This is a genomic window from Janthinobacterium sp. PLB04 (genome assembly GCF_021165895.1).
GTDB classification, from domain to species: domain Bacteria; phylum Pseudomonadota; class Gammaproteobacteria; order Burkholderiales; family Burkholderiaceae_D; genus Janthinobacterium; species Janthinobacterium lividum.
The window spans coordinates 3,910,112-3,927,155 of the sequence record NZ_CP088968.1 but is presented as its reverse complement, the minus strand read 5'-3'; the positions used below and the strand labels follow the sequence as shown (position 1 = coordinate 3,927,155).

Annotated in this window: 14 protein-coding genes and 1 pseudogene; 3 read left to right on the top strand and 12 right to left on the bottom strand. The window is 61.3% G+C overall.

Annotation, left to right across the window (positions count from 1 at the left end; translation table 11 throughout):
- Positions 1-465: 465 nt before the first annotated feature.
- Both LSO07_RS28380 and LSO07_RS17425 read right to left on the bottom strand, forming a co-directional pair.
- Positions 466-813: pseudogene (locus LSO07_RS28380) on the bottom strand (LysR family transcriptional regulator); the annotation flags it as partial.
- Positions 806-2,341, bottom strand: a complete 1,536-nt coding sequence (locus tag LSO07_RS17425; RefSeq protein ID WP_225317339.1) for an MFS transporter — start codon at positions 2,339-2,341, stop codon at positions 806-808. The gene LSO07_RS17425 and the pseudogene LSO07_RS28380, both read right to left, overlap by 8 nt.
- 192 nt (positions 2,342-2,533) lie before the next feature.
- Between LSO07_RS17425 and LSO07_RS17420 the strand changes: the two genes are divergently transcribed.
- Complete coding sequence (locus LSO07_RS17420; RefSeq protein ID WP_151095897.1) at positions 2,534-3,436, top strand: LysR family transcriptional regulator; 903 nt, start codon at positions 2,534-2,536, stop codon at positions 3,434-3,436.
- Positions 3,437-3,634: 198 nt separating this feature from the next.
- On the opposite strand, the gene LSO07_RS17415 is transcribed toward LSO07_RS17420, so the two are convergent.
- Positions 3,635-4,858: an FAD-dependent monooxygenase gene (locus LSO07_RS17415; RefSeq protein WP_151095894.1), complete on the bottom strand. Its 1,224-nt coding sequence runs from the start codon at positions 4,856-4,858 to the stop codon at positions 3,635-3,637.
- 137 nt (positions 4,859-4,995) lie between these two features.
- On the opposite strand from LSO07_RS17415, the gene LSO07_RS17410 reads away from it, so the two are divergent.
- Positions 4,996-5,913: a LysR family transcriptional regulator gene (locus LSO07_RS17410; protein ID WP_151095891.1), complete on the top strand. Its 918-nt coding sequence runs from the start codon at positions 4,996-4,998 to the stop codon at positions 5,911-5,913.
- An 82-nt stretch (positions 5,914-5,995) separates the two neighbouring features.
- On the opposite strand, the gene LSO07_RS17405 is transcribed toward LSO07_RS17410, so the two are convergent.
- Together LSO07_RS17405 and LSO07_RS17400 are read right to left on the bottom strand one after the other, a co-directional pair.
- Positions 5,996-6,709, bottom strand: coding sequence for an OB-fold nucleic acid binding domain-containing protein (locus LSO07_RS17405; protein ID WP_231772987.1), 714 nt, complete (start codon positions 6,707-6,709; stop codon positions 5,996-5,998).
- 408 nt (positions 6,710-7,117) lie between these two features.
- Entirely contained in the window at positions 7,118-8,590 is a 1,473-nt protein-coding gene (locus LSO07_RS17400) for a hypothetical protein (protein ID WP_151095888.1), read from the bottom strand.
- 136 nt (positions 8,591-8,726) lie between these two features.
- Between LSO07_RS17400 and yddG the strand changes: the two genes are divergently transcribed.
- Complete coding sequence (gene yddG, locus LSO07_RS17395) at positions 8,727-9,632, top strand: aromatic amino acid DMT transporter YddG (protein ID WP_151095885.1); 906 nt, start codon at positions 8,727-8,729, stop codon at positions 9,630-9,632.
- Between the two features lie 59 nt (positions 9,633-9,691).
- Here yddG and LSO07_RS17390 read toward each other — a convergent pair whose 3' ends face one another.
- The 7 genes from LSO07_RS17390 to LSO07_RS17360 form a co-directional block, all read right to left on the bottom strand.
- The gene (locus tag LSO07_RS17390) at positions 9,692-9,979 is read right to left on the bottom strand and encodes a hypothetical protein (RefSeq protein ID WP_034784460.1); all 288 of its coding nucleotides are present in this window, start codon (positions 9,977-9,979) and stop codon (positions 9,692-9,694) included.
- A gap of 65 nt (positions 9,980-10,044) precedes the next feature.
- Positions 10,045-11,406 carry a Vps62-related protein gene (locus LSO07_RS17385; protein WP_151095882.1) on the bottom strand — a complete coding sequence of 454 codons (1,362 nt, stop codon included), beginning with the start codon at positions 11,404-11,406 and terminating at the stop codon, positions 10,045-10,047.
- A 104-nt stretch (positions 11,407-11,510) separates the two neighbouring features.
- Positions 11,511-12,554 carry a helix-turn-helix domain-containing protein gene (locus LSO07_RS17380; RefSeq protein WP_151095879.1) on the bottom strand — a complete coding sequence of 348 codons (1,044 nt, stop codon included), beginning with the start codon at positions 12,552-12,554 and terminating at the stop codon, positions 11,511-11,513.
- Between the two features lie 235 nt (positions 12,555-12,789).
- Positions 12,790-13,953 (bottom strand): MFS transporter, encoded by a 1,164-nt coding sequence (locus LSO07_RS17375; protein WP_151095876.1) that lies wholly within the window; start codon positions 13,951-13,953, stop codon positions 12,790-12,792.
- A 91-nt stretch (positions 13,954-14,044) separates the two neighbouring features.
- Complete coding sequence (gene vioE / locus LSO07_RS17370; RefSeq protein WP_151095873.1) at positions 14,045-14,626, bottom strand: violacein biosynthesis enzyme VioE; 582 nt, start codon at positions 14,624-14,626, stop codon at positions 14,045-14,047.
- 10 nt (positions 14,627-14,636) lie between these two features.
- Positions 14,637-15,755 (bottom strand): tryptophan hydroxylase, encoded by a 1,119-nt coding sequence (locus LSO07_RS17365; protein WP_099393870.1) that lies wholly within the window; start codon positions 15,753-15,755, stop codon positions 14,637-14,639.
- Positions 15,755-17,044 (bottom strand): FAD-dependent oxidoreductase, encoded by a 1,290-nt coding sequence (locus LSO07_RS17360; RefSeq protein ID WP_070256920.1) that lies wholly within the window; start codon positions 17,042-17,044, stop codon positions 15,755-15,757. Before LSO07_RS17360 ends, LSO07_RS17365 begins: the two co-directional genes overlap by 1 nt.

Below are 17,044 nucleotides of genomic sequence, written 5' to 3'. Positions count from 1 at the left end.
TCTAGGTGCCAAAATAGGGGGGCTATCTCCCTAACCGAAAGGAGCGTTCACCATGAAGATGACTACTGCAGGCATTGATGTGGCAAAGAACGTTTTTCAGGTTCATGGCGTAGATGCTCAGGGTAAAGCCGTGCTGCGCAAAATTTGGATCGATAGGAGATGACGGAATACTTTGTCGATCTACCGCCAACCATTAAGTCAAAGTTGGCGCCCCGCAAAACCTCAGCTATAACGTTGCAAGGTGTTTAGCCATGGAAGAGATCCTACCGGAGCCCGCCACAGCCGGATTGGCTTTTGCTAGCGCGCGGTAGGAGTCTCTGCGGGGCAGGGGAGATAGACCCAACCCCGATCACATCGGTGGATCAGGTAGCCACGCGATTGCACACCAGGAATCTGGCAGAACACCCAGGACCTAACACGATCCATCGGTTTCTCATCTTTCAAGGACTATGGGGCAGGAGAGTCTAAGCTACTGGTGGCAATTAAGCGCGACGGCGTGATGCCGTCGGACAACCCGATGCGCAACTGGCCGTGGACGCCATTTGCCGCCGCTTTCACGCTATCGCGTGCCTGCTGCAAGGCGGCGAAGACGCGCGGTACATGATCGAGGAACAGTTTGCCCGCGCGAGTCAGCCGTGTACTACGCGTGGTGCGGGCGAGCAGCACAACACGCAGTTCTTCTCCCAGTTCCTGTATGGCGCGCGACAGCGGCGATTGCTCGATGTGCAGCCGCTTGGCGGCGCGGGCGAAGTGTCGTTCTTCAGCGACGGCCAGGAAGTAACGTAAATGTCTTAATTCCTTGCGATCAGTCATGCCGTCTTACCCTGCCCAACAGCAGGAGCACCAGGATCGCCGTCGCTGCCGCAGCGCCCGCCAAGACAAGAAGCTGAAAACGGAATGCGTCTTCGTATACCTGCAACAGCAGCGACCGTCCGGCCGTCGGCAAATGCACCAGCGCATTCGGTAGATCGCTCATCGCCAACCGGCTCGATGCTTCGACCAGGTCGGCATTCGCCACTTGCCCTGATGTGCCATTCGGCACTGAAGCCACCAGTCCAGAGAAAATGTTGGCGGACATCAGGGCCCCCACGGCGGCGATGGCCATCCCGTCGCCGGCCAGGCGTACCGCATTGAAGATTCCGGCCGCCATGCCCGCCCGTTCCTTGGGAACAACGCTCACGGCCAAACCATCCATCAACCCCCAAGGCAGGCCGATGCCGATGCCAATCACCAGCATCGCCAGCAAACGCGCGCTTTGCGCATCGCCGGATAGCGTCAAGCCCAACCAGGCAAGTCCGGCTGCCGCAATGGCGAGGCCAATGCCAGAGAGCACGCCAACGTTGATCCAGCGCGCCAGCAGACCGGCAATGAAGGGCACCACTAGCAGCGGCGCGGACAATGCGATCATCATCTGCCCGGCTGCCAGTGCGCTGTATCCTTCGACCCCGATGAATCGGGCTGGCAGCATGACCAGCAGCACGATGTACGCATAGGCCGGCGCAATCGCCAGCACCTGCACTCCGACGAACCGGGCATTGACGAACAGAGACAGGTCGAGCATGGGCTTGGTCTGCCGGCGTTCGATGACGACAAAGGCGGCCAGCAACATGAGGGCGCTCGCCAGGCAAGCCAGGACCCAGGCATGGCTCCAACCTCGCTCGGGGGCAAGAATGATGCCGTAGGTCAGCAGGGCCAGACCGGAGGTAAAGCTGATGGCGCCGGGCCAGTCCAGTCCCGTGGCGTCGGGGGCGCGCGTCTCGCGGGCAAATGGTGCAATGAGTGCGGATGCCAGCATGGCGACGAGCGCTGGCAGAAAGAACACCCATTGCCATCCCAGGGTGTCGATCAGCAGTCCAGCCATAAATGGGCCGAATGCCGCTCCAGCACCGAAAGTCGTACCGATCAGGCTGAATACGCGCGTGCGGGCGTGTCCATCGAACTCTTGTGTCAGCGCAGCCATCGCGCCCGCAAAGGCTGCAGCCGCGCCCAGGCCTTGGATGAGTCGCAGGATGTCGATCCAGAACACGGACGGCATGAAGGGAATCGCCGCCGTTATCAAGGCGAACAACAGCATCCCAGACAGCCAGACCCGCTTGCGCCCATAGGTGTCGGCCAGGCTGCCTGCGGCCAGTGTCGCACTGCCGTAGGTCAGGATGTAGGCGTTGATGATCCAGTTTAGCTCGACCGCGCTGCCGCCAAGCGCCTGGTTGATCGAGGGAACGACCACAGCGGGGCCGGCAATGCTCAACGGAATGACCGCAGCGGTCAGGCAGCCGGTCACGATCAGCGGGGTCTTATGAACCCTCGCGTCCGACGCAGATGCGATGGTGGTGGTACTCATCGGGTATTCCTTAAAGATGGCGAGTCACTCCTGGCTTCCTCCGAGAGTGACTCACGCTCTCGGATTCATGGCTGTGGCGGCAATGCCGCGACGGCCACACTGTATAACTGAGGATACAATGGAACTATTAATGGAAAAATAGTGCAGATATCATGATTAACATGACTGATTGGTCATCAATTGGAAGGTGGAATGGATAGCCACAGCGGCATGACGATCTTTGTGCAGGTCGCCGAATTGCGCAGCTTCGCGGCAGCGGGACAGCGGTTGGGTATCTCCGCGTCGGCGGTCAGCAAGGGAGTAGCACGGCTGGAGCAGAAGTTTGGCGTGCGCCTGTTCCAGCGCAGTACTCGCAGCGTGAGCCTCACAGCGGAAGGCGCGCTGTTCCTCGACCGTTGCCGGCGTATCCTTTCCGAGATCGCGGCGGCCGAGAATGAACTGGCCAGCACGACGACAAGCCCGCAAGGCCGACTGCGGGTGAGCCTGCCGCTGGTCAGCGGATTGATGTGGCCAGTGTTGTCGGCCTTTGCCAGCCACTATCCGCAGATCGAACTCGACCTGGATTTCAGCGACCGGCTGGTGGACGTCGTGGACGAAGGTTTCGATGCGGTAGTGCGCACTGGAGACTTGAGCGATTCCCGCCTGATGAGCAAGCGCCTGGGGATCAGCTGCTTTGTCTGCGTGGGCGCGCCACGCTATTTTGAGCGGTACGGTACGCCCGAACGGCCCGAGGACATCGCCCGGCACGCTTGCCTGCTGCATCGCATCCCAAGCACCGGCCTGCTGGAAAAATGGCGCCTGCGGCGCGGCGACGAGGACGTCGACATGCGCCCCGCGGCAAGCATGACGAGCAATCACCTCGAGACCCTGCGGCATATGGCCATCCAGGGCCACGGCATTGCCTACCTGCCGGATTTCGCGGTCAGGCCGGCCCTGGATCGCGGAGAGCTGGTGACGGTGCTGGACGAATGGTCCGGTTCGTCCAGTACCTTTTGGCTATTGTGGCCGTCTAATCGGCAAGTGTTGCCCAGAGTCCGGGCGTTCGTTGATTTCATGGCTGAACATCTGTTTCCGGTGGGATCTTCAGATGATTGAAAGAGCGCCTTGCCGCCCGGTCTCCCACGACAGGCCACCGCCGCGCATCGTCGCGGCGATCTTGCGCTTCTTTAAGGCTGCTGCATGAAGAAGATCCTTCATGCAACAGTAGAGCGCCTTGCATGCGCTACTGGTGGCGATTCAAAGGCCGGCTTTTGCTAAGACGCGGCAGGAGTCTCAGCAGGGCAGGGGAGATATTCAGAGACGGTACAGACTGCCGGAGCCAACGCTGTCCACCGGCGTGCCATCCGTGCAGCCGGCCATCGGCAAACCCTGCGCCCATCCTGCTGCCAAGGCATGCACGTCACGCAAGGGATCGGACGCCTTGGCGCGCTCATTGCGAATGCGGCAGGTTTCAGGATCAGTGGCAAACAGACCGCGCGCGAAAACGCGACCCTGCTCGGCCAGCTTCGCGGTCTTCGGCCCGCGGATCTCCGCGAAGCGCAGCAAGGCTGCATCGAGGCAGCCGTCCGCCCCAACCAGACACCGCGCCAGATGCCAGGCGTCTTCCAGCGCCTGACAGGCGCCCTGGCCAGATGTCGGCAACGGCGCGTGCGCCGCATCCCCCACGAGCAGCACATTGGCCCGGCTCCACGTGTGCAGCGGCTCCAAGTCGTGCACGGCAATCAGTCGGATGGCATGCGCCGGTGTCGCCTGGATGATGCGGGTGACAGGCTCCGGCCATCCCGCGAACAGATCCTCAATCTCCTTACGCATATCCGCTGCGGGCGTCGCTCCCGGCAATGGCCGTGCCTGCGCCGCTGCCCAGTAGACCAAATCCGGCCGGACCGCCACGCAACCGAAGCGATCACCCGAACCCCAATAATCCTGAATCGCGATATCGTCCACCAAGGCACTCTTTCCCTGCGCCACACCCACCCAGTTCACGAAGCCCTGATAAACTGGCGTGTTGTCCCCCGCGACGAACCGGCGTGCCACCGAGTCCATGCGGCCATCGGCGCCGATCAGCAGATCCGGACGAATGCTTACCCCGTTTTCGAACCGCGCTACGGCTTTGCCGCTAGCATCGAGGTCGATCGCCACCGCCCGATGCCCGAATTTTACCGGGATCCCGGCCTGTGCCGCATGATCCAGCAGTACCGCCTGCAAGTCCCGGCGCAAAATCGTATGGGTCGGATGTCCCATAATCTGGTCTAGCAGCGCAATATCGATGCCCCCCAAAGAATTGCCCGCGGCATCCTGGCGGTGCATGGCCACTGGCCGGCCTCCCACTGCAGCGATGTCTTGCAGCAGCCCCAGTTCCTCCAGCACAAAGCCGGCGTTGGGCCAGAGCGTAACGCCAGCCCCCATCGTCGCAGGCCCCGCCCGGCGCTCATATACGCGGGGACTGTACCCCAGCTTGCTCAAGGCAAGCGCCACGCTCAACCCTGCAATGCCGCCGCCAAGTATTCCGATTTCCATGCTGAAGCTCTCCTATTCAACCCGTCCCGACGCGCCGCCGACGGCGATACATCGGACGAGACGGCATCTTAAATTCCGCCACTGTGGAGTACTAGTATGTGAAAATGGGCGGCTTTCATACCTTAATCGGGATAATCATGCGCAATGCCCTCGACCTGAATACCGTCCGTGTCTACGTGGCGGTCGTCGATGAACAAAGCTTTGCCGGCGCGGCACGCCTGCTGACCCTGCCATCTTCTAACGTCAGCCGCCACGTCGCCTCGCTGGAAGGCATGCTGGGCGTCCGCCTGCTGGAACGCAGCACCCGCCATCTGCGCATGACGGAAGCTGGCAGGCTACTCTACGAACGCGCAAAACCCTTGCTCGACGCCTTACTCTCCACCGAGGAAGAGCTTGGCGCAGTGCAGCGTGAACTGCGCGGCACCCTAAGGATGTGCATGCCAGGCGAAGCGCCAAGGCTGCTAGCTCCTATCCTGGCCGAATTCTGCAGCCTCCATCCCGGCGTCGAGCTGGAATGCGATACGCGCCTGACCGGTCTCGAAGCTCTCAGGGAAGACATGGACCTGTCCATCGTCTTCCATCGTGGGCGCCAGGACGACAGTACCTTCATCACCCGCGAACTCGCTACGCTGCCCAGCATCGTGGTCGCGGCGCCCGCCCTGCTAGCCAAAACTGGGATACCGCGCCACGTGCGTGAACTTAGGTCATTGCCTTGCATTACCACCTTGAGTGCGTTAAAGGGCCAGCCCTGGCAGTTTCTCGACGCCACAGGCGAAATCGTGAAGGTATCCGTGCGTAGCCGCTATCGCGTTAACAGCGGAGAACTGGCATTGGCGGGCGCGCGGCAAGGCATCGGCTTTGCGATAGTGGCGGCCTATCCATGCCAGGAAGATCTTGCCGCGGGCCGATTGCAGGAAGTGCCGCTGGACCTGTGCCCTGCGCCGCTGCAATTGCTTGGCGTGTACAGCCATCGTCATTCCGTGACTGCGCGGGTTCGGGCTTTACTGGAATTGATACAGGTGCGGTTGGAAGGAGTCGGGAGCGGCTCAAAATGAAAATCGCATTGAAGAACGCGGCCGCATAGCCGAATGTCTGCTCCGCAACTGCAGATTCAATCGATCAACGCAACACGTTAACTTAAATGCATCGTTGCAGAGTGGAATTGATGCGAAAGAAGATGTCGAGCTGTCCAAGCATATGCGAGCAATCCATTAGTCGCTTGGCAATCAGGTTGCGCACGCCACTCTTCGATTGCCAAATACCGTACACCCCCAGGAGTGAGGCATTCATCAGCCCGGCCCGCTGCTTTTCCACCAGCGTGGGCCAGACAATGATGTTGATGGTGCCGAATTCATCTTCCAGGGTGAGGAATATCACCCCCTTGGCTGTCTCCGGCCGCTGTCTTGCCGTGACTATGCCGCAGCCCCTGGCCAGCTGGCCATCGCTGAAGGTGTTCAGGATATCCGACGGCACAAAGCGCATTTTATTGAGGCGCTCGCGCAAGAGAGCAAGCGGATGCCGGCCCAGTGTCAGGCCGACATGCCGGTAGTCCGCCACGATGTCATCGGCTTCCGTGGGCGGCGCCAGCTCCAGCACGGGTTCGGCAATGGTCGTCGCGCGCATCCAATCCCGCTCCGGCACGCTCGCCGCGGCATCCCACATGGCCATGCGCCGGTTGCCCGTCAGCGTTACCAGGGCATTGGCCGACGCCAGGGCCTTCATGTCCCCCGCATCGCGCGTGTTTTTGAAGGAGGCTGCAGCGCGGGCTTCCTCGATGCGCCAGGCCGCCTCTTTCACCATCCCGTTGATATTATTCAAACCAAGGCGTACCGCCAGTCTGCCGTCCGCCATCGGCTCCAGGCATGCTTCCCATCCGCTCGTACAGACATCGACGGACCTTATCTCGACGTCATGCCGGCGCGCCATCTTGCACCAGAGAGTAGCGGCTATGAAAAACCATGGGCTGGCTGTTGAGCAGGGCAGCCAGGAACTCGGCGGGATGATGGCGTATGGGAAAAGATGACTGTTCAGGGGGCGGCCTGCATCGTCAGGATGCGCCTCCCGGCATCAATTCACACTGCTGCAATTTCTTGCGTATGCTAAGTAGGGCGTAATAAATTATTGTCATTTCTGACTTCCATAACCGGCGCTCTGCGGTGTTGCCCGCTGCTAGCAGTGCTTGCACTGCGTCGCAGCGGGCGCCTTGCAGAGCATCCGGTTCTGTTCGTCATAACTTCACAATAATTTCCCACGACCTACTTAGTTCCCCACCGCCCGATCCGGGATGATCCATTGGAAATCCGTGAGGGTGAACGGTGCCAGGCAGGAGCTCCTGGGGTTGAGCGAGGCGCGCAGGTTCGGGCATTGTGGATTTTGATAGCTGGCCACGCCCGGTGTCATGGCTTTAAAGCTGCTGGGCCAGCCCGCGTTGGCGTGGCAGGTGTAGCAGCTGGTGCCGACGGGGTGCGTCACCAGTTCGATGTACGGGTTGGTGGCGACGGGGAGCAGTGCCGGATTGCCTTTTTCCGGAATGCCGTAGGCTTCCGTCAGCAGATAGTGTTTCCATGGCCCCGTAGCCTGGATGTCGGCCGGGCGGTTGGCGGCGTATGGCATGCTGTCGGGGCGGTCCGACCACCACACGCTTTGCAGGCCCCAGCTGGGAATTTCCTTGGTATTGATGTGCATGGCGACGGTGACCAGGTAGTCTCCTGCGTCGAATGGCTGGCCGTTCAGCCAGTAGCTGGCGGCGTTGATGATGGCCTTGTCGGCATCGTCGAAACTGGCCCAGTCGGCGTCGCTTACCTTGTGGTGGTAGAAGTCCTGCAAGCCGTACACCTTGGCCAGTTTGGTGATGCTTGGCCATGGCGTGGTGCCGCCGTGCTTGTACACGCCATGCAGGTAGCTGACCTTCGCCATCTGGCCGACCTGCTTGCCGTCCGGGTCGATGGCAACGGCGGTATGCCACTGTTCGTAGCCCGCATAACCGGTATATTTGGCGCTGAAGTCGTCGTGCCACACGGGCAAGGCGGTCAGACCCTTGGCTTTCACTGGCCAATACATGTGTTTGGTCACGACATAGCTGGCTGGCGCATTCAGGTTATGCACGCGCTTGGCAGGGTCGTCCTTGCTGTACAGTGCGTCCAGGGTGCTTTTCTTGTAGACGGGCTGTTTGGGATCGCGGATGAAATCGAGCGCCTCTTTGCTCAGCGATTCCGTCGCGATCATGATATCGCCGTTGAACGCGAAGTGAATGCCATCGAGGATGCCGCTGACTTTGCCATCCTTTGCGTACGTGATGGCGCGCGGATAGGCCTTGATGACCTGTTCCGGAATCGGGTAGCTTGGCGTGTTTTTCAGGTTGACGGGAGTCAAGGTGCTTGCGCCCAGGCGGCCCATGTGGCGCTTGGATGGCTTCGCGCCCGCCGTGTCGGTTGCCGCAGTGGCGGTCAATGCCGCGGTGTCGGCAAACGCGTCAGTGCCGTTGGGCCAGGTGTACCAGACTGGCCAGTCCAGGCCAGCGGCCGGTTGCATGATGCCCGCCCACAAACGCCAGCCGTGCGCGCGCACGACGGCGTTGTCGCCAGTCTTTACGGCCGTCTGCAGCGCGCGGGTTTCCGCCGGTTCCAGATAGCCATAGCCCTTGGGGAAGGGCTGGTAGGCTGGCGTGCCGGCGGCTGCGGTGGCGCAGAACAACACGGCGAGGCTGGCGGACACTAACTTGGGAACGGACATGAATGCACCTGTTTGAGTTTAGTTATTGAAAGACATAGTATCCGCAAATAATTGATGGAATCTCAACAATTGTCACCGCGGATTGCCCTCGCGAACGACACCGGGCGTTTGATTGCATCATCTGAATGACATGAACATGAAAAATACCAACAAGGCCACCCTGACCGGGTTGGGCGCCATTCTGCTGTGGAGCTCGATTATCGGGCTGATCCGCAGCGTCACCGACCTGCTGGGACCCACGGGCGGGGCGGCGATGATGTACAGCGTGGCCTCGGTGTTTCTGCTGCTGTCCGTGGGCTATACGCGGCCGGGCGAATTTCCACGCCGCTATCTGGTCTGGGGCAGCCTGCTGTTCGTCACCTATGAACTGTGCCTGGCGCTGTCGATAGGTTATGCCGGCACGGCGCGCCAGGCCATCGAGGTGGGCATGGTGAACTATTTGTGGCCAACCTTCACCATCGTCGCGGCCATCCTGTTCAATGGACAGAAGAGCAATTTCCTCATCGTGCCGGGTTTCCTGCTGTCCGTCGCCGGCATCTGCTGGGTACTGGGCGGCGAACAGGGCTTCGACCTGGCCGGCACCGTGGCCAACGTGCGCGGCAACCCGCTCAGCTATGGCCTGGCCTTTGCCGGCGCGCTGATCTGGGCCGCATATTGCACCGTGACGGCGCGCATCGCGCAGGGCAAGAATGGCGTGACCCTGTTCTTTATCCTCGTTTCCATCAGCTTGTGGATCAAATACCTGCTGCAAGGTGGCGGCCCCATGGCGTTTACTTCCGAGGCCGTCATCTACCTGCTGCTGGCCGCCGGCGCCATGGGCTTTGGCTACGGCGCCTGGAACGTGGGCATTTTGCACGGCAACGTCACGATCCTGGCCGGCGCCTCGTATTTCATCCCCGTGCTGTCCGCCGCGCTGTCGTCGCTCCTGCTGCGCACGCCGCTGTCACTGGCCTTCTGGCAAGGCTCGGCGATGGTATGCGGCGGCGCCATCTTGTGCTGGCTGGCGACGCGGGCACGACGCATCAGTCCAGTCAGCAACTAAAACGGCGCAATACACGCGGCCAGTTTGCCCGCCAGGCAGGGCAGGCTCAGGCATCGTCGTCAGAAAGTCCTGCAGCCCGGACCGGGAGCGAGTCCCCACGACTTGCCGAAGCTGCCCCGCCTGCATGCTTCAATCGTGAAATTGGGCCTGGATTTGCCGCTGCATTGCCGCGCGGACCAGCAAGGGGCGTGGCCTACCTGGTCCGCGGCGGCATCCTTCTCTGCCTTGGCGGTGGCTGGGCCGGCCGCCGCATTTTCCTTGGGTGTTTCCTTGTCCTGCTTGGCGGCACCCGCCATCGATACGGCCGAAATCAAGGCGACAAGGCAAAACAGACGTTGCAGTTTCATATGAACCTCCTGGTTGGATGAGAAATGTCAAACACACTGTTGTACTGCTGGGAAAGAAAGGCGATTCAATTTTTCATGGCTTCCGGCGGGCTCGCCTTGTCCGGTGGGGGAATGTTGGTCCGGTCCTGATTCCGGTAGGCGATCGGCCTGATCTGTGTCCCATCCGAGCGCGTCACCACCAGGTCGGTCAGCAATTGCCATTGCCATACACGCGCTGTTTCCTTGAAGATCAGCTGTTCCGAGTATTCGACGCTGGTCTCTTCCGTGCGGCCGCTCAGTTGCGTCAATGAAAACGTGTTGGTCATGGAGAGGGATGCCGAGGCGCTGGGACCTTCGAACACGGCACCGACCTCGACATTCGTGGTGATCGACGTCGACCGCTCGAAGGTCGTGGATTCTTCTTTCGTCACGCCCACGCGGTAGCTTGTCGTCGTGGTGCCGCCCCCGGTCGGCGATAAAACGTTGTAGCAAAAATAGTAAGGCTGGGCGGCGATGAAGTAGAAGGGCGACGTGTAAGGCTGGTCGGGTACGTTGCTGGCGTCACCGGGGATGGCGGTAAACGGCACGATCACGACAGGGCTCAAGCCGGCCTTCAGCTTGTGGTTGACCACAATTGCCGGGTCCAGCTCCGGCTTTTGCGGGGCGGGAAAATCAAATGGTTCCACGTCGAGGCAGGCCATGGGCAGGCGCAGGTAAAATGCCGGTAAGCTGCCATAGGTATACGCCAGCGGCGACAACAGGACGTATCCATCCTGAACATCCTTCCATTTGTCCTGCCGTGCCTTCGGCGCTTCCACGCTGCCGCTGCCTTGCCATCCGTGTTCTTGCCACACCCGGATCTTGTCGACGGAAATACACAGGTCTTTTCTTACGCACCAATACTTGCTTATGTCCGGCTCCCTGGGGTTAAAGCAGATGCCCAGCGCGTAATAGCCATCCGGCGCAATGGGTTGCCAGTAGCAGATGTCCCTGGGGTTTTTGGAGCCTCTGTCATTGACCAGAAAACGGAATCCCGTCGGATGCGCCAATGCGGGACCGAGGGCGGAAGGCGTTGCTTCCGGGCACGGTGACAGGTAAAACATGGGAGACGCCCGGGGCGGCTGATACGGCGGAGCCAGTCTGGTGGACACTGCGATATCGCCGACAGGGAGGCAATTCGCATCGCGCTGCCCGCTGCCCGTGAACTGGTAAAGGCCTATCCACGGCATGTTATTCAGATCGGGGGGGAACTTGCTCAGGTCCAGCTGGCTCCAGACTTCGGTGAACTCCTCCGGCTTGCCTAAAGTCAAGCAAATTTCACCGTAGCGCACCGCCGTCCTTGTCCAGTCACTGGCGCGTACCGCCTTGACGATGGCGGCGTTCGCCTTTTCATTGTATGGCGCCAGAGCGAGGGTGGCGTCGCTGGCATCGTTGTTGTCGTTAAGCATGGGCGCTGAACTCCGTCGAGAGTAGGAACCGGCCCCGCAACTGTCGCGGGCGTGTAGGGAGCTTGATTCTCCCTCCCTGGTTCACGCCGACTTGACACCCTGTTTCACTTTTTTAAAATATTATTTTGAGGAAATATCATTCCGAACTGTTCACGGTAGTCGCGCGGCGACATGCCATACGCGCGGCTGAATGCGCGTGAGAAATCGGAGGCGCTGTTGAATCCCAGTCCCAGTCCGATCTGCGTCACGGCAAGATGACGCATGCTGGTCAGTTCATGTGCCGCGTCGCGCAGGCGGCAATGGCGGATGTAGGCGGCCAGGCCCCCCTGGGATTCAAACAGGCGGTAGATGGTCGAGCGGGCGACGGGGAATGCCCGCATCACGCCGTCCGGCGTCAGGTGTTCCTCGTGCAGGTTCGTCTGGATATAGTGTTCGATCTGTCCCTGCAGCGCGGCGCGGGCGGCAGCGCGCCCATGCTCTTCCAGGCGCTGCTGCTTGGCAAATGCGGCAATGATCAGGCGGGCGCAGGTGCGTATCGTCTGCTCTTGCTCGTCTGCCGGCAGCGCTGGCAGGCGCTGGCACAGGATCTTCAGGTAACCCGGCAGCATGCGCGTCAGCGGCGTGGTGTAGCCGACGATGCGGCCGTGGATGGCTTCGGCATCGGGCAGGTGCGCGCTGACCGCGGCACGGGGCAGGAAGAAGGCCAGTACATGCGCGCGCGTCGGCCGCGCCATGCTCATGGGCTGGTTCATGTCCAGGGCCAGTATGCCTGGCGTGTATTGCTGCGCCTTAGCGCTGGGGCGTGCCGTGCTGGTCTCGATAATGCCCTGCACGGCGATGTGAAAGACGAAATCGCGCATGCTGTCGGTAGAGATGCGCTGATTGCTGCGTAGCTGGGTCACCGCATCCGTGCGGCTATCCAGATACGCCATGTCCGGCAGCAGGTAAGTGTCGAGTTCTGCGTGAAATCCATGGTCCAACTGCTGGCGCCGTACCTGCAAGTCAAGAAACCGACCCAGATAATCGCGCCAGGCCAGCAACTGCAGTTCCTTGTGCTCGCTGGCGACGCTGAAATGCTGCCGCGTCAGCCCGCTGACGGGGGGCGTGCGGGCATGCCTGATGTCACGCGCGGCAAGCAGGTCGCGCATCGCCGTGGAATATTCCTGGCCCAATGGTGGTCGCTCCAGTCCTAGAGGATAGCTGTTGCCGGCAGCTTGTCCGCCAGCGGCATGATCTTGCCGGGATTGGGCGTGGCCGTCAAGACAGGTTGCCGTCCGCTCAGGAACAAAACGATGACGCAGCAGCATCCCGCGATGGAAACAAGGCGTTACGCATCGGGGCTGGACTGAAGGGCGGTTGGCAATGCCAGCCGCCCTTCAGCCGCTAATGCGACAATACCGAATCGCGCGACCTGTGCCCGAGGTAGGGCAGCAAGCTGATGAGGCCAAGCACGGCCAGCGCGACACCGACCCACAGGGGGGAGCGCAAGCCGTAGCCGGCGGCGATGCCGAGGCCGCCGAGCCAGGAACCGGCGCCCAGGCCGATGTTGATGACGGACGTGTGCACCGTGTTGACCAGCGGCCCCGGATGGGCCGTTTTCATCACGCGGGCGATGATGGCGGGATTCATCGACATGCCGACCAGGCCCGTGACCACCAGCAAGGCGACACTGATGGTCTTGTCGTGCGCAAAGACGGCGAACAGCGCCAGGCTGATGCTCAGGATGACCATGCCCCACACCATGATGACGGTGGTGTAGCGGTCCGCATAACGGCCGACCACGCCATTGCCCACCACGTTGGCGACGCCGTAGATGCCCAGCAGCCAGGGGATTGAAGATGCTGGAAAACCGGTAATTTCCGTCAGGATGGTCGCGAAATAGCTGAACGCCGCGAAAATCGCGCCGATGATGAGGCCGCTGCTGGCGTACGCTGCCCACAGGTGGCGGTTGCGGAACTCTCCCAGTTCATTGCCGAGGCTGACGACTTCGGATGGCTTGGCGCGCGGCACCAGCATGGTGATGAGCACCAGGCACAATAGCGCCAGCAGCACCACCAGCCAGAAGCTGGCGCGCCACCCCAGGTGCTGGTCGATGAGCGTGGCGACCGGCACGCCCACCACCGAAGCGAGCATGAGGCCGCCGATCACGACGGCGGCGGCGCGTCCGCGCGCGTTGGGAGCGACGATTTCGGCACAGATCGCCAGGGACAGGCCAAAGCAGGTGGCGGCGGCCACGCCCGTGACCACCCGCGCGATGGCCAGGATGTCATAGCTGGTGGCGGACGCGGCAACGGATTGGGCAAGGACATAAAAGCCCAGCAGCCACAGCAGTCCTTTCTTGTTCGGTACGCGCAGCTTGAGCAGGACAATGGTGCTCAGCGGTCCGCCGATGACCATGCCCATGGCGTAGAGCGAGATCAGATAGCCGATCCGTGTCACCGGTTCGTCCATGGCCAGGGCCAGCGACGGCATCATGCCCGCCACCATGAATTCGGATGTCGTTAACGAAAAGATCGTCAACCCCAAAATGTAAACAACCAGCGGCATATCAATATCCTTCGAGAGTAATAACAAAAACACTTGCCAGGCGTGGCGCGCGCTCCGGCCGCATGCGGCCCTCGCGCACGCCACGGCCTGGTCAGGTGTTGCAAGACGTAAAGACGCTGTCCGGAATGTCGCCGACAAACAGGTTGGGAAAGTCGCGTACCGACTGGTGCTGCGGGTCGTTGCCGGTGACCATGCGCAGCAGGCGGTTGCCACCGGCCTCCAGGTAAAAGACTGATGGAGACTTGCCCGCCCGCTCGACTACCCAGGCGTCCGCCTCCCGGCCCAGCACGGTGTGGCGGCCATCGTGACGGGCACCGCCGTCCAGCAGCACCGCCTGCGGCAGGAACAGCTCATGGAACGGGGTCACCTCATCGGCCAGCGCCGTGCCCTGCAGCTGCTCGCCAGCCGCCTCCGCTTGCCTTGCGTAGGCCACTTTCTGCTTGCGGCTTTGCTCGCGCCTGGCGTCGCCGATTTCCGACATCCACAGCAGGTGTCCATGTTCCTTTTCCGACCAGGGGTTGAACAGGCCGTCGATGCGGCAGATATTGCGCGCATAGTCGAACCAGCAATAGCCGGACGTGACCTGGTCATCCGCCTGCATCGGCGTCCAGTAGGAGACATAGGCGCTGCTCCATTGCATCGGCAGCAGCGGCGGGGAGACGTGTGTCGGCATGGTATCTCCCTTAGCGGCCCAGCGCGTAGCCAAGACTGGCCATCAGCGCTTCTTGTAGCGACGGCAAGTCCTTGCGGCGGGCGTCGAAGCTGGCGGTCAGCTCTTCATTGCTCAGTTCGATACGTTCGCCCACGCTTTCAAACCACAGGCGGCTGCTGTTGGCGTGCTCCTTGAACAATTGCACCAGGGGCACGGCACGGGCATTGAAGCTGTTCAGTGCGGCGGCCTTGCCGTCTTCGGTATTGAGGATTTTGACCAGCAGCAAGGCGACCACCACCGCCATGGTGGTGCCATGGCCGATGGAAAAATGCCCCGATTGCAGCGCATCGCCGAGCAGGACGAACTTGCCGTCGCAGGCCTGGTCGTGGCTGAGGGTCATGAAGTTGCGCCAGCCCTGGCCCGGTTGGCTCTGCAGTCCATGCTCGCCGAGTTCGGCCTTGAACGTTTTGGCGATGTACGCGGCGGCATCGCGCTCGGACAGCGCCTCCAGCCCGGCCTTGGCGTACGTCTCTTCGCTGCATTCGACGATAAAGGTGCTCATCGTGTCCGAGTATTTGTAGGCATGGCCGATGAATATGCCGTGCTCATTGCTGCGGAACACCAGGTTCATCTGGTCGAACAGCTGGGTGGTGCCGTACCAGATGTATTTGTTGCGGCCGAAATCGATGTGCGGCGCCAGTGCTGGCGGCAATTCCAGCGATTTGTAATTGACGCCATTCGATACCACAACCAGGTCGTACTCGGCTTCCAGCTGCGCCTTGTCCGCCGGCGGCGTTTCGTAACGGATGGCGATGCCGGCCGCCACGCACTTGGCGCGCAGTGCCTGCACCAGGGCCTGGCGTCCGACGCCGCACAGGGTAACGCCGGTGCTCATCAGGTTGGGCTGGTCGTGATGCACGAGCTTGAATTCTTCCAGGAACTGCGGATTGAGCCGTTCCGGCTGCTCCAGGTAGGAGAGGGGATTGGCGGGGTGGCGCGGTGGCCGCCCCGGCAGCACCACGCCCCAGCCCAGCACTTCTTCCGGGGTGTTTTTTTCCGTAATGCTGATATCCCAGCCGGGCTGGGCCTGTTTCATTTGACTGGCAAAGAGCAGTCCTGCTGGGCCTGCGCCGATGACGAGAATTTTCATTAATTTACCCTTCCAAGTTTGTACCAAACGTTTTGTTTCTTCTGGATTTGCTGCAATTCATCGTAAGGAACCGATGTGAAGTACAGTTTCTCCGCCATGTCTGGCGGATAAACACGGGGGAATTTCTTGTGCATGTAGCGCGTGTAGCGCGTCTGCAGGAAGAAAATCAGATTCGGATTGCTCAGCGCCTCATAGTTGGCGATCGCCATGTCCTGCATGGCGTCCGCCTGCACCTTGCGCTGCTGCGTGAATTCGGACAGGGCAGGGCCCAGGGCATTGCCGTGCTTTTCCAACAGGGAAACGAAGACGTGGACGTCTTCCAGCGCCATGTTCATGCCTTGTCCGAGGAACGGGGCGGTGGCATGCGCCGCATCGCCGATCAGCAGGATATTGGCCTTGTAGTGGAAGGTGCTGGAACGGACATTGATGAGGTCGTTGCTGGGCAGCGCCATGAACTGGTCCAGCATCTCCTTGCGACGGTCCGGCGGCAGGGTGCCGAAGTAGCGGCTGAAGAAATCGGCCATGGCTTCGCGGTTGAGCGTGCCCAGGCTGGGTGTGCCGGTGTAGGGCAGGCACAGGGCAAAGCTGATGCTGCCGTCCGGGATGGTGGCCGCGCGGCCGGCAAACAGGCCCTTGGAATCCATGCCGAAGAAGTACAGCAAATCCTTCCTGAAACCCAGATCCGCCGCGTTCGGCAACACCAGCGTCTTGTAGCCGTGGCGGAAGTAACTCTGCCTGAACTCGAAACGGCGCATGCCGCTTTGCATGGCGCGCCGCACGGCAGAGTGGGCGCCGTCGGCGCCAATGACCAGGTCGCCATGCAGCTTCTGCAAGGCACCGTCCGGGCCCTGGATCAGCACAATCTTTCTTTCCAGGTCGACATCCAGGCATTTATGCTCAAAGTAATACTTCACCTCGTGCAGGGCGGCATGCCGGTTCAGCAGGCGCTGGAAGGCGGTGCGGTCCAGCGACAGGGGGAACAGGCCTTCGAGCGGGGTCAGCTCGCGTATCCGGTGCCGGCCGCCCACGCTGAATGCCATGCCGACGATGGGTTCGCCGCACTGGTCGAGCTCCTGCTTGCTGATGCCGGCGGCCAGGACGGCCTTGATGCCGCGTACCGTCATGCTCACGCCGATGGCGCGCGAGTTGACGGGGTCGGCGTTGGCGGCATTCTCCAGCAGCGGATCGCCGCGCTTTTCGACAACGTGGACATCGTGCCCCCGTTGCGCCAGATAAATGGCGCTGAGGCTGCCTGCCAGGCCTCCGCCGACGATAATGATTTTATGCAT